Source organism: Streptomyces sp. NBC_00328 (genome assembly GCF_036139655.1).
Classification (GTDB): domain Bacteria; phylum Actinomycetota; class Actinomycetes; order Streptomycetales; family Streptomycetaceae; genus Streptomyces.
Map to the genome: position 1 here is coordinate 7,824,682 of NZ_CP108013.1, position 12,846 is coordinate 7,837,527.

General features: G+C 71.8%; 9 protein-coding genes. 4 read left to right on the plus strand and 5 right to left on the minus strand.

The window, feature by feature from the left end; all coding sequences use genetic code 11:
- Positions 1 to 134: 134 nt before the first annotated feature.
- Positions 135 to 1,940 carry a 3-hydroxyacyl-CoA dehydrogenase family protein gene (locus OG485_RS34180; RefSeq protein WP_328672432.1) on the minus strand — a complete coding sequence of 602 codons (1,806 nt, stop codon included), beginning with the start codon at positions 1,938 to 1,940 and terminating at the stop codon, positions 135 to 137.
- 369 nt (positions 1,941 to 2,309) lie between these two features.
- Here OG485_RS34180 and OG485_RS34185 point away from each other — a divergent pair, with 369 nt between their 5' ends.
- Positions 2,310 to 2,894 (plus strand): adenylosuccinate lyase, encoded by a 585-nt coding sequence (locus OG485_RS34185; RefSeq protein WP_328672433.1) that lies wholly within the window; start codon positions 2,310 to 2,312, stop codon positions 2,892 to 2,894.
- Positions 2,895 to 3,033: 139 nt separating this feature from the next.
- On the opposite strand, the gene OG485_RS34190 is transcribed toward OG485_RS34185, so the two are convergent.
- The 4 genes from OG485_RS34190 to OG485_RS34205 all read right to left on the minus strand — a co-directional run bounded on the left by OG485_RS34190 (position 3,034) and on the right by OG485_RS34205 (position 6,890).
- Positions 3,034 to 3,570: a GNAT family N-acetyltransferase gene (locus OG485_RS34190; protein WP_328672434.1), complete on the minus strand. Its 537-nt coding sequence runs from the start codon at positions 3,568 to 3,570 to the stop codon at positions 3,034 to 3,036.
- The gene (locus OG485_RS34195; protein WP_328672435.1) at positions 3,567 to 3,965 is read right to left on the minus strand and encodes a RidA family protein; all 399 of its coding nucleotides are present in this window, start codon (positions 3,963 to 3,965) and stop codon (positions 3,567 to 3,569) included. The genes OG485_RS34190 and OG485_RS34195 overlap by 4 nt, the downstream gene beginning before the upstream one ends.
- 60 nt (positions 3,966 to 4,025) lie before the next feature.
- A complete protein-coding gene (locus OG485_RS34200; RefSeq protein ID WP_328672436.1) occupies positions 4,026 to 5,609 on the minus strand; it encodes an alpha/beta hydrolase in 1,584 nt (527 codons plus the stop codon).
- 216 nt (positions 5,610 to 5,825) lie between these two features.
- Entirely contained in the window at positions 5,826 to 6,890 is a 1,065-nt protein-coding gene (locus OG485_RS34205; RefSeq protein ID WP_328672437.1) for an Rv2578c family radical SAM protein, read from the minus strand.
- A gap of 182 nt (positions 6,891 to 7,072) precedes the next feature.
- On the opposite strand from OG485_RS34205, the gene OG485_RS34210 reads away from it, so the two are divergent.
- From OG485_RS34210 to OG485_RS34220, 3 genes are all read left to right on the plus strand, one after another.
- Positions 7,073 to 7,516: an SRPBCC family protein gene (locus tag OG485_RS34210; protein WP_326784634.1), complete on the plus strand. Its 444-nt coding sequence runs from the start codon at positions 7,073 to 7,075 to the stop codon at positions 7,514 to 7,516.
- Between the two features lie 228 nt (positions 7,517 to 7,744).
- Positions 7,745 to 10,135, plus strand: coding sequence for an MFS transporter (locus tag OG485_RS34215; RefSeq protein WP_328672438.1), 2,391 nt, complete (start codon positions 7,745 to 7,747; stop codon positions 10,133 to 10,135).
- 178 nt (positions 10,136 to 10,313) lie between these two features.
- On the plus strand, positions 10,314 to 12,770 hold the full coding sequence (locus tag OG485_RS34220) for a SpoIIE family protein phosphatase (RefSeq protein ID WP_328672439.1): 2,457 nt from the start codon (positions 10,314 to 10,316) through the stop codon (positions 12,768 to 12,770).
- The last annotated feature ends 76 nt before the right edge of the window (positions 12,771 to 12,846 follow it).

Below are 12,846 nucleotides of genomic sequence, written 5' to 3' on the forward strand. Positions count from 1 at the left end.
CCCGAACGTACTGCATGTGCGCAGGAGAGCGCGCATGTCCGGGGATCCCCCCGCCCTGGAAGGGCGGGGGGTGTCCGGCGGGGCCCAATAGTCCGCCCCAGTCGGCGTCGTCCGCGAACCAGTCGCCCGGACGCTCAGCGGCGGGCATATTCGCGGAAGCCGCGGCCCGTCTTGCGGCCGAGGCAGCCCGCGGCCACCAGGTGCTCCAGGAGCGGCGCGGGGGCGAGTCCGGGGTCCCGGAACTCGCGGTGCAGGACCTTCTCGATGGCCAGCGAGACATCGAGCCCGACCACGTCGAGCAGCTCGAAGGGCCCCATCGGGTAGCCGCCGCCCAGCTTCATCGCCGCGTCGATGTCGTCCAGCGAGGCGTAGTGCTCCTGCACCATCTTGATCGCGTTGTTCAGGTACGGGAACAGCAGCGCGTTCACGATGAAGCCGGCCCGGTCACCGCAGTCCACCGGGTGCTTGCGGATCTTGGCGCAGACCTCGCGCACCGTGGCGTGCACGTCGTCCGCGGTCAGCACGGTCCGCACGACCTCGACGAGCTTCATCGCCGGGGCCGGGTTGAAGAAGTGCATGCCGATGACGTCCTGCGGGCGCGAGGTGGCGCGGGCGCAGGCGACGACGGGCAGCGAGGAGGTGGTGGTGGCGAGGATCGCGCCGGGCTTGCAGACCTTGTCGAACGTGCCGAACAGCTGCTGCTTGACCTCCAGGTCCTCGGCGACCGCCTCCAGTGCCAGGTCCACGTCGGCGAAGTCGTCGTAGCTGCCGGTCGGCGTGATCAGCTCCAGGGTCCGCGCCGCCGCCTCGGCCGTCATCCGGCCCTTGTCGACAGAGCGGTTGAGCGACTTGCCGATACGGGCCTTCGCGGTCTGCGCCTTCTCCTCCGTGCGGGCGGCGAGGACGACCTCGTACCCGGCCTTGGCGAAGACCTCGGCGATCCCGGAGGCCATCGTGCCGGAGCCGGCCACACCCACCGAGCGGACCGTACGTCCCTCCGCCAGGACGGCGCCCTCCAGCGGCGTCAGCGCGTCCCGCACGACGGCGTCGCTGCCCGGGGCCTCGTAGGAGTAGAAGCCGCGGCCGGACTTGCGGCCGGTCAGACCCGCCTCGCTGAGCTGCTTGAGGATGGGCGCGGGGGCGTGCAGCCGGTCGCGCGACTCGGAGTACATCGCCTCCAGGACGGTCCGCGCGGTGTCCACGCCGATCAGGTCGAGCAGCGCGAGCGGGCCCATGGGCAGTCCGCAGCCGAGCTTCATCGCCGCGTCGATGTCCTCGCGGGAGGCGTACTTCGCCTCGTACATCGCGGCCGCCTGGTTGAGGTAGCCGAAGAGCAGCCCGTCGGCGACGAAACCGGGGCGGTCGCCCACCGCGACGGGCTCCTTCCCGAGTTCCAGCGCCAGGTCGGTGACCGCGGCCACGGCCGTCGGCGCGGTCAGCACCGAGGAGACGACCTCGACGAGCTTCATCGCGGGCGCCGGGTTGAAGAAGTGCAGGCCGAGCACGCGCTCGGGGTGGGCCGAGTCGGCGGCCAGACGCGTCACGGACAGGGCGTTGGTGCCCGTCGCGAGGATCGCCTCGCGACGCACGATGCCGTCGAGCGCCCGGAAGACCTGCTGCTTGATGTCGTACGACTCCGGGGTCACCTCGATGACGAGGTCGGCGTCGGCGGCGGCCGCGAGGTCGGTGAAGGTACGGAAGCGGGCGAGGGCGTCGGTGCGCTCCGCGTCGCTCATGTGCTCGCGTCGCACGGCGCGGGCGGTGGAGGCTTCGAGGGTGGCCACGGCCTGGGCGGCCGCGGCCTCGCTGATGTCGATGCCGATCACGTCACGGCCGGCCCGGGCCAGGACTTCGGCGATGCCGGTGCCCATGGTGCCGAGGCCGACGACGGCGACGGTCTTCAGCGGGGACAGAGGGGTGTCGGACAGGGGAGTGGCCATCGCGGGACTCCAGAAAGTGGTGACGACTGAGGAGCGCACGCGGGTACGCCGACAGGCGCACACCGTGCGGAGGTTGCGGGTGTTTCCGGGCTGACGAGCGCACACGCCCGGTGCCGTCCCGGAGCGCCGGAGAACGGGCGCCCATGGGCGGTGAAAGCCGACCGGCCCTGTCCCGGAGCCATGTCGTACTGAGGTACCTGAAGTACCGAACCGACTGCTCTCACGGTGGCTGCGTCACCAGGCCACCGAGAGGTGAGACACGAGTGGGTAACTCGCTCGTCTGAGCTTAACCCGCCGGTAACGAGCGCGCCAGTCCCCGACTTTGTGATGTACGTCCCCGCACCTCATGGGCTTGCCTAAGCTCGGCCCATGGACGAAGCGTTGCGATCACTCACGGAGCGTCTACGCGCCGAGGCCGGGGCCTCGGCCTCGGCGGCCTACGAACGTCTGGCGCGGACGGCGGACCCCGATGTGCTGGCCGCGGCGCTGACCGAGCAGGGACAGCCGCTCTGGGCGCGGGAGTTGGTCGCCTTCCGGCTCGGCACGGCAGGGGACCGGCGGGCCTTCGAAGCGCTCGTCCTGCTGCTCAACCACCGTGATCCGCAACGCTGCGCGTCCGCCGCCCACGCCCTGGCCCGGCTCGGCGACCCGCGCACAGCCCGTGCCGCCGCGGCGCTCGCCACCAACGAGCTGCGGGTCGCGTACGCGCTCCAGCCGGTACGGCTCCTGGTCGAACTGCGCGCGCCCGAGGCCGTGCCCGCGCTGATCACCACCCTGGAGCGCAGGCTGCGCCCGCACGACCCCTACCGCAAGGTCGCCCTCGCGTGCGCGGAAGGTCTGGGCGTCCTGGGCGACGCCCGCGCCAGAAGGGTCCTGAACGAGGCGCTGGCCCATCCGGCGCTCGCGGAGACGGCCGTACGCGCGCTGACCCGGCTGCCCGAGGAACAGACCTAGGGTTTGTGCCTGTGCCTGTGCGTGGGGTGGGCGTGGGGCTGGGCGTCGGTGTGGGCCGGGTTCGGGCGCGGGTGTGGCTTTGTGCTCGGGCGGGCCGGTACCGGTGCACGTGTCCGGGGCGGGTCAGGTGCGGCCTCGGTCAGTCCCGGCCGGCGCCGGTCAGTACGCGGGCGTAGCGCACCTCGGGCACCGCGACCCCGGCCGCCTCGAAGGGCTCCTCGGCGCCGTCGGGGCCGAAGCCGGCTCTTTCGTAGAAACGGCGGGCCGCGGTGTTCTCCTTGAGGACCCACAGCAGCATGCGTTCGTGCCCGGCCGCCGCGCAGCGCTCCGCGGACTCCCGCAGCAGGGCTTGGCCGACCCCCTGGCCCAGCACATCGGGGTGTACGTAGATGGCGTACAACTCGACTTCACCGGGCCCCGCTTCGCCGTCCCGGTGGGGTCCGTGGCAGGCCCAGCCGACCACGGATCCGTCGCGCTCCGCGACCAGGTTCACGACGCTGCCGTCGCCCTGTTCGAGGTACTGGCGCCGTCGCGCCGCGTCCTCGGCCACACTGAGTCCGTCCAGGTACGACTGCGGTATCAGGCCCTTGTACGCGACCTGCCAGCCGCGCACCCGGATCTCCGCCACGCGCGGACAGTCGTCGAGCGTCATCTCACGGACCCGCAGCCCGCTCACTCGCCGACCACCGCGTACGCCTCGATCTCCATCAGGAACTCGGGACGGATCAGCGCGGCGACCTGGACCGCCGAGGCGGCAGGAAGCCGGTCCGCGGGTATGTGGGCGGCGCGGGCGGCCCGGATCGCCGGCAGGTGGGCCATGTCCGTGACGAAATAGGTGAGTTTGACGACGTCGTCGAAGGTGGCGTCCGCCGCTGCCAGGCACCGGCGCAGATTCTCGAACACCTGGCGGGCCTGCGCCTCGGCGTCACCCTCGCCGACGAGCTTGCCGTCCTCGTCCAGGGGGAGCTGGCCCGACACCGCGACGAAGCGGCCCGTGCCCGTCACGACATGGGAGTACGCGGCGGCGGGGGCCAGCCCGTCGGGGGCGGGGATGCGCGTCGGCTTGCTCATGGGGCCATGATGGACCATGGGTCCGACAACGCCCCCGACGGGCGTTCGCGCGGGCGGGGTTCAGCCTCGGTGGCCGAGGAGTCCGTGCAGCGTCGCGCCCCGTGACGAGGAGGACGCGGCCTTCGCGGTCAGCGGCTTCGGGTCGGGCAGCGTCTCGCACACCGCGTCGGCCTCGCCGCTGCCGTGCGGCACCTTGCCGTCGGCCAGATAGGCCGACAGGTACTTGTCCAGGCAGGCGTTGCCGCTCAGCGTGATGCCGTGGTTGCCTCCGCCCTGCTCGACCACCAGGCTGGAGCCGCGCAGCTGGTGATGGACGGTCACCCCTCCCTCGTAGGGAGTGGCCGCGTCGTCGGTCGCCTGGAAGAGCAGCGTCGGCGGCAGACGGCGGTTGGAGATGTCCACCGGCCGGAGCGAGTCCGTGGGCCAGAACGCGCACGGCGCGTTGTACCAGGCGTTGTTCCAGGTCATGAACGGCGCCTTGTCGTACACCGCCCAGTTGTCCCGGCGCCACTGACGCCAGTCGCGCGGCCAGGACGCGTCACGGCACTGGACCGCCGTGTAGACGCTGTAGCCGTTGTCGCCCGCGGTGTCCACGGCCCCGAAGTTCTCGTACGCCTCCACGAGCGCGTCCGAGTTCTTGCTGTTCACATAGGACGCGAACGCCTCGGCGAGGTAGGGCCAGTAGCCGTTGTAGTAGCCGCCCGGGATGAAGGTGTCCTCCAGTTCGGAGGCGCCCACCTTCTTCTGCGCGGGGTCCTTGGCGAGCGCCGCGCGCATCGCGTACCACTTGGCCTCGACCGCGGCCGGATCGGTGCCGAGCTTGTAGGCCGCGTTGTTCTTGGCGACCCACGCCAGGAACGCCAGATGGCGGTCGTTGAAGGCGTAGTCCTGGCTGAGGTTGTCGTCGTACCACACCCCGGTGGGGTCGACGATGGAGTCGAGGACCAGCCGGCGGACCCGCTGCGGATACAGCTTGGCGTACACGGCTCCCAGATAGGTGCCGTACGAGTAGCCGAAGTAGTTGATCTTCTTGGCGCCCAGGGCCGCGCGGATCGCGTCCATGTCGCGGACCGCGCTCACCGTGTCGAGGTACGGCAGCAGCTTCGCGTACTTCGTGCCGCACGCCTCGGCGAAGGCCCTGGCGCGGGCGAGGTTGGCCTTCTCGACGGCTTTGGTGCTCGGCACGCTGTCGGGGCGGACGGGCTTGAAGTGCCCCGGCTCGCAGTCGATCGCGGGCTTGCTCCTGCCGACACCGCGCGGGTCGAAGCCGATGACGTCGTACTGCGCCGCCACGGCCTTGGGCAGCGCGGAGGCGACGAACCCGGCCAGCGTCAGTCCGCTGCCGCCGGGGCCGCCCGGGTTCACCAGCAGTGGTCCCTGGTACGTCTTCGCGGTGTGCGGGACGCGGGACAGAGCCAGGGTGATCCGCTCGCTGTAGGGGTTCGTATGGTCCAGCGGCACCTTCACGGACGCGCACTGGAGCGTCGGATAGCTGCTGGTGCCGCACTTCTTCCAGACGGGTTTCGCGGTCCGGGCGGTGCGCGGTGCGGCGGCGGAGCCGGTGCTCGCCTCGGCGGGGATCGACGTGATCATCCCGGCCAGCACGACGGCCGCCCCGCACAGAGCGGCTGCGCGTTTTTTCACAAGGCCTCCCAGGACGGAGGATTCTGAGCCGTGCACGCCACGGCCTTCGCCGTATCGTGCCGGACAGGGGTCCTGGAAGAACGTGTTCCGGTGAGACTCGACCCGATTGGATGGCGGGATGCGCTCGGATGCCGTCACGAGCCGTATCCCGGGCCTTCGGGGAGGCGGTCTCGCGGAAGCGCGGGACAAGCCGTCGTGACGGGTCGTCATAGGCCTTCAGAGCAGCGTCAGCTGCGTCGGTCCCGGCGCGGTGGGCACCGGGTCGGCGGGCGCCGGGGCGGCCGCGGGCTCGGGAAGGGTGATCCGGCGCGGCATGCCCACGCGCGCGGGGCCGATGCCGTACTCCTGTGCCAGCTCGTGCACCTGACGGGTGATCCGGCGCTGATACCACTTCGGGGCGTAGGCGCCCTCCGCGTACAGCCGCTCGTAGCGCCGTACGAGGTGCGGGTGGTGGTGTTCCAGCCAGGCCGTGAACCACTCCCGGGCGCCGGGCCGCAGATGCAGCACCAGCGGGGTCACCGAGGTGGCCCCGGACGCCGCGACGGCCTGGACGGTGGCGCGCAGCTGGGCGGGGTGGTCGCCGAGGAAGGGGATCACGGGGGCCATGAGGACGCCGCAGCCGATGCCGTGGTCCGTCAGGGTGCGGACGACGTCCAGGCGGCGCTCGGGGGCCGGTGTGCCCGGCTCCACGGTGCGCCACAGCTCGGTGTCGGTGAAACCCACGGAGACCGAGATCCCGATGTCGGTGACCTCCGAAGCCTGCTTCAGCAGGTCGAGGTCGCGCAGGATGAGCGTGCCCTTCGTCAGGATCGAGAAGGGGTTCGCGTGATCGCGCAGGGCCGCGATGATGCCGGGCATGAGCCGATAGCGGCCCTCCGCGCGCTGATAGCAGTCGACGTTGGTGCCCATGGCGATGTGCTCGCCGTGCCAGCGGCGCGAGGCGAGCTGTCGGCGCAGCAGCTCCGGCGCGTTGACCTTCACCACGATCTGCGAGTCGAACCCGAGTCCGGTGTCGAGGTCCAGATAGCTGTGCGTCTTGCGGGCGAAACAGTAGACGCAGGCGTGCGAGCAGCCGCGATAGGGGTTGACCGTCCACTCGAACGGCATGCGGGAGGCCCCCGGCACCCGGTTCACGATCGAGCGCGCCCGGACCTCGTAGAACGTGATCCCTCTGAACTCGGGCGTGTCGAACGTCCTTGTCGTGACCGCGTCCGCGCCGAACAGGGCGGCGTCCCGGGCGGGGCCCCCGGCGGGGTCCGCTGTCAGGTTCTCCCAGCGCATGGCGCCTCCTAGGTAGCACTGGACAGAGAATAGAACACATGTTCTCTTGATCGTGCGACCTGATTCCCGTGTCGCCCCTTCGGCGCCGCCCGCGTCCACGGGCACCCCGATTTGGGAGGCCGGGGCGCCGGGTGGTTGGCTGGCCGCACACCCCCGAGGAACGAAGTGCTGGAGGAAGTGCCATGGCGCAGGTCGAGGCGACGACGGAGCGGGTCATCGCGGCGGACGCGGAGGCGGTGTTCGACGCCCTGGCCGACTACAACGGCACGCGGCCCAAGCTGCTGCCCGAGCACTTCAGCGAGTACGAGGTGCGCGAGGGCGGCGACGGCGAGGGCACCCTCGTCCACTGGAAGCTCCAGGCCACCAGCAAGCGCGTCCGTGACTGCCTGCTCGAGGTGAGCGAGCCCACCGACGGCGAGCTCGTCGAGAAGGACCGCAACTCCTCCATGGTCACCACCTGGCGGGTCACCCCGGCCGGTGAGGGGAAGTCGCGCGTGGTGGTCACCAGCGTCTGGAACGGCGCGGGCGGCATCGGCGGCTTCTTCGAGCGGACCTTCGCGCCCAAGGGTCTCGGCCGCATCTACGACGCCGTGCTCGCCAACCTGGCGACGCAGACCGAGAAGTGACCCCGCCCTCCGGGACGCGCATGGCTCCCGGAGGCCCAGGTACGGCCGCCGGACGGTGACTTGACGGCCGCGGCCGTCAAGAGGCCGTCCCCGAAAGCGTGTTGTGCCCTCACCGTTTCGGGTGGAAGTCCCCTCCCGCTCGGCGATATGCCGTAACTCGTCATGCTTGCCGGAAGTTGTCGCGATTGGCGGCAATTGTGCGGCGGGTGTGACGAGGGGAGCGGATACGTGGGCGGGATCACTCAGGTGCGGGACGAACCGGCCGTCGCACCCGCGCGAAACCCCGTTCCGAGGGCCGCCGGACCCGTCGGGCCGACCCCGCGACAGGTGCGGCTGATCTTCTGCGGACTGGTCCCCGCCCTGCTCCTCGCCGCTCTCGAGCAGATGATCGTGGCCACCGCGCTCCCGAGGATCGTCGGAGAACTGCACGGCCTCGACCGGATGTCCTGGGCGATCACCGCCTACCTGCTCACCTCCACCGTCGGACTCCCCGTCTACGGCAAGCTCGGCGACCTCTACGGCCGCAAGGGCGTCTTCCAGTTCGCCATCGCCGTCTTCGTCATCGGCTCCGCCCTCGCCGGACGGGCGGGGACCATGGACCAGCTGATCGCCTTCCGCGCGGTCCAGGGCGCCGGCGCCGGAGGCCTCATGACCGGCGTGCAGGCGATCATCGCGGACATCGTGCCGCCGCGGCAGCGGGGCCGGTTCATGGGGCTGATCGGCGCCGCGTTCGGCCTCGCCTCGGTCGCGGGCCCCCTGCTGGGCGGTTACTTCACCGACCATCTGTCCTGGCGGTGGTGCTTCTACGTCAACGTGCCGTTCGGACTGCTCACCCTGGCCGTCGTCACCGTCGTCCTGAAGCTGCCGAAGCCCGCCGTCCGGGGACGCGTCGACGTCCTCGGAGCGCTGCTCCTCGCCACCGCCTCGACCTGCCTGGTCCTGCTGACCAGCTGGGGCGGCACCGAGTACGCCTGGAGCTCACGGGTCGTCCTCGCCCTCGCGGCGGGCGCGGTCGTCACGACGGCGCTCTTCCTCGTCGTCGAGCGCTTCGCGGCCGACCCCCTCATCCCGCTGCGGCTGTTCAGGGATCCCGTCTTCAACGTCACCGCCCTCGTCGGTCTGGTCGTCGGGGCCGCGCTCTTCGGGGCCGTCGGCTACCTCCCCACCTTCTTGCAGATGGCGGACGGCGCCGGCGCCACGGAGTCCGGACTCCTGATGCTCCCGATGATGGGGGGCATCGTCGTCGCCTCCGTCGTCTCCGGGCAGATCGTCAGCCGTACCGGCCGCTACAAGGTCTTCCCGGTCCTCGGCTGCGCCCTGTCCGCCGCCGGCATGTGGCTGCTCTCCCGCCTCGACGCCGGAACCCCCCGGCTCCACTACAGCGTCTGGATGGCGGTCCTCGGCGTCGGTATCGGCATGGTGATGCCGGTGCTGGTGGTCGCCGTGCAGAACTCCGTACGCCCCGCCGACCTCGGCACCGCGACCAGCGCCAACACCTACTTCCGCCAGATCGGCGGCAGCGTCGGCGCCGCCGTCTTCGGCACCCTCTTCGCCGGCCGGCTCGCCGACGCGCTCGCCGACCGCCTTCCCGCGCGCGCGGGCGAGAAGGCCCCGGACCCCGAGTCCATCACCCCGCAGCTCGTCCACGCGATGCCCGCGGCCCTGCGCGACCGGTACATCGGCGCCTACGCGGACGCCATGCCGCGGATCTTCCTCTACCTCGTGCCGGTTCTCGTCCTCGGCCTGCTCATCGCCTTCTTCCTCAAGGAGAAACCGCTGGTGACCCACAACGCATCCACCGCCGACCCGGAATCCGCGCGGACGAACGACCGTATCCCGCGGGCCCGTTCGGGGTACGCCGCCGGGATCCCCGTCTGCGGCACGGTGCAGCACCCCGACGGCACCGCCGTGGCGCGCGCCGCGCTCACCCTCATCGACATCGGCGGACAGCAGATCGGGCGGGGCGCCAGCGGGGACGACGGCCGCTACGCGCTGTCCACACCCGGGGAGGGCTCGTACGTACTGATCGCCGCCGCCGGGGGCCACCAGCCGCAGGCCGTCTCGGTGACGGTCGGCGAACGGCCGGTGGAACTCGACGTCGTGCTGGGCGGCGCGGGACGGCTCACCGGCAGCGTGCTGACCGCCGACGGTACCCCCGTGCGGGAGGCCGCCGTCACCCTCACCAACGCGCACGGCGAGGTGGTCGCCACCACGCGCAGCGGACGCGAGGGCGGCTACGTCATCACGGAACTGGTGGCCGGCGAGTACACCCTCGCCGCCGGCGCGCCCGCGTTCCGCCCGGCCGCGCTCCCGGTGACCGTCCAGGCGGCCCGGGAGACCCGCCAGGACGTCGAACTCGCCGGTGGCGCCGTGCTGCGCGGCACCGTCCGGGCGGGCGGCGGACGGCCCGTGGAGGACGCGCGCGTGACGCTGCTGGATGCGGCGGGCAACGTGGTCGACACCCTCACCACCGGCCCCGACGGGACGTTCCGGTTCATCGATCTGTCGTCCGGCGAGTACACCGTCATCGCGGCGGGCTATCCGCCCGTGGCCACCGTGCTCCAGGTCTCCGGAGGCGGCCGCACGGAACGCGACCTGCACGTGGGCCACGAGGACTGACGCGCACGCACGCACTCGCGGACCGGGCCCGACAGGCGCCCGGGGAGGCGCGCCGCGCGCCGGAGCCGCCCCTGCCGGGGTCAATTCCCGCATTGCCCCACATCGCGACGGAAGGCCGCCGTACGGTAGTGGAGGCGGCACAGATCTTGCGGAGCCGTGGGGAGAGAGGGTCTGGGCCATGGACCATGGCACCGAAGCCGGCACAGCTCCGAGCCCCGGGGCCGGGAACGGCGCGACGGACCACGCCGACGCCGGTCGCATCCCGCTGGCCGTGGTGGTCGTGGACCGCGACGGACTCGTCTCGCACTGGAGCAGCGGCGCGCGGCGCATGTTCGGCGTCCCCAGGGAAGAAGCTCTGGGCCGCCAGGCGGTGGACCTGCTCCCGGTCTCCGGCGCGCTCCCCGAGGACGCGGGCGCGACCCCCTTCGGCAGCCGTGCCACGTACGACGGACTCGGGCCCGGCCTGGAGTCCTCCCTGGACGGGTATCTCCCCTGTCCCGCCTCCGGACGGGCCCGGCTCACCGCTGCCGGTCCCGAGCGGATCGACGTCCTGTGGTGGGCCTACCCGCTGGTGGGCCCCGGTCCGGAGCGGCTGCTCGTGCTCGCCGCCGACGCGGCCGCGATGCGGCACGAGGACGACGACGTCTCCTTCGAGCGCATCGCACCCGGCTTCGCGCTGCACACCGAATTCCCCGGCGCCGAGGAACTGGCCCGCCGGCTCCCCGACATCCTGCCCAGCATGAGCGTCGGCGACAGCGCCCGCATCGTCTCGCAGGTTCTGGAACTGGGATATCCCGTCCTGGAGTTCAGCCAGAACGACCGGGTGCCCGTCACCCCCGACTGGGGCGTGCCCAGGCGCGCGCAACGCAAGGCGCGCCGCGAGCGGACGGCCCGGGCCGAGGCCCGCGGAGCGCCCCTGCCGGGGGACCTCACGGACGACGAGGGAGAGGACCTCGAGTACGTCGCCGTCCGGGAGCGGCTGGAATTCCTGAACGAGGTCAGCGGGCGCATCGGAACCTCCCTCGACCTGTCGCGCACCATCGTGGAGGTCAGCCGGGCCGTCGTGCCGCGCTTCACCGACGTTGCGGGCACCTATCTGCGTGAGCAGGTCGTCGCCGGTGAGGGCTTCCCCGACGGTGTGCCCGACACGACCACCATGTGGCACCGGGTCGCCCTGGAGCACACGGACGAGCCGGGCCGCTGGGACGACGTCGTGCCGGTCGGCGAGGCCATGCCCTTCCCGGCGCACACCCCGTTCTTCCAGTGCATGACCACCGGTGAGCCCGTCATGGTGCCGCGCATCAGCGAGCAGATGGGGCACATGATCGCCGCGCAGTTCGAGAAGCGCGACATCAGGCCGCTCATCACCAACCGCTCCATGCTGGTCGTGCCCCTCAAGGCCCGGAACGTGGTGCTCGGGTTCATGATCCTGCTGCGGCACCCCGAGCGCGTCGAGTTCAACGACATGGACCGGGTCACCGGCGCCGAACTGGCCGCCCGCGCGGGCCTGGTGCTGGACAACGCCCGCATGTACACGTACCAGGAGAGCGTCGCCGAGACCCTCCAGGACAGCATGCTGCCGACCATCGAACCCCGCATGGCCGGCTGCGACATCGCCACCCGCTATCTGCCGGGAACGCTCCTCGGACGCGTCGGCGGCGACTGGTTCGACTCGGTGAAGCTGCCCGGCTCGCGCACCGCCCTGGTCGTCGGGGACGTCATGGGTCACGGTCTCAACTCCGCCGCGATGATGGGCCAGTTGCGCACCGCCGTACAGACCATGGCCGCCCTCGACCTGCCGCCCGCCCAGCTCCTGCGCAACCTGGACGACCTCGCCCAGCGCCTCGGCGACACCTACCTCGCGACCTGCCTGTACGCCGTCTACGATCCGATCGCCGGCCTGCTGCACCTCGCCAACGCCGGCCATATCCCGCCGGTCCTGGTCCGCGCCGCGGACGGCCGCAGCGAGCTGCTCGACCTGCCGACCGGAGCGCCCATCGGGGTCGGCGGAGTGCCCTTCGAGGCGGTCCGCGTGCGGGTGCGGCCCGGCGACCGGCTCGTGATGTGCACCGACGGGCTGGTCGAGGTCCGCGGCGAGGACATCGGCGTCGGCCTTGCCACCCTCTGCGAGTCCGCCGCCCACCCGGCCGCCTCCATGGACCACGCCTGCGACACCATCATCCGCGCGCTCAACACCCGCGGCGGGCGCAAGGACGACGTCGCCCTGCTGATGGCCCGGCTCAACGGGATCGCGCCCGAGGACGTCGCCGAATGGCGCCTGGCGCTCGACCCGGTGGAGGTCGCCAGAGCGCGCGCCGTGGTCCGCGAACAGCTTCACGCGTGGGGCCTGGCGGGCCTCGCCGACAACGCCGAGCTGATGGTCGGCGAGCTCGTCACCAACGCCGTACGGCACGCGCAGAGCCGCCGGATCGAGCTGCGGCTCGTTCGCGGCGACACCCTGCTCTGCGAGGTGGACGACGACGACCACACGCTCCCGGTCCTGCTCAGCGCGGGGCCCGGAGACGAGTTCGGACGCGGCCTCAGGCTCGTCAGCGCGCTGTCCCGCGAGTGGGGCGCCAGCCGCACCGGCACGGGCAAGACCGCGTGGTTCGAACTGACGCTTCCCCGCGGCTGATCCGTCCGTGCGGCGCCCCGCATGCCCGGGCGGCTCCGGCGCGCGAGGGCGTACGGGGTTCGAATGAGAGGTGAAG

Bases quoted from the DNA above. Each gene is read 5' to 3' on its own strand.
- OG485_RS34205 (WP_328672437.1), bottom strand. From the start codon at position 6,890: ATGCGCTGGGAGAACCTGACAGCGGACCCCGCCGGGGGCCCCGCCCGG.
- OG485_RS34210 (WP_326784634.1), top strand. From the start codon at position 7,073: ATGGCGCAGGTCGAGGCGACGACGGAGCGGGTCATCGCGGCGGACGCG.
- OG485_RS34185 (WP_328672433.1), top strand. From the start codon at position 2,310: ATGGACGAAGCGTTGCGATCACTCACGGAGCGTCTACGCGCCGAGGCC.
- OG485_RS34180 (WP_328672432.1), bottom strand. From the start codon at position 1,940: ATGGCCACTCCCCTGTCCGACACCCCTCTGTCCCCGCTGAAGACCGTC.
- OG485_RS34195 (WP_328672435.1), bottom strand. From the start codon at position 3,965: ATGAGCAAGCCGACGCGCATCCCCGCCCCCGACGGGCTGGCCCCCGCC.
- OG485_RS34220 (WP_328672439.1), top strand. From the start codon at position 10,314: ATGGACCATGGCACCGAAGCCGGCACAGCTCCGAGCCCCGGGGCCGGG.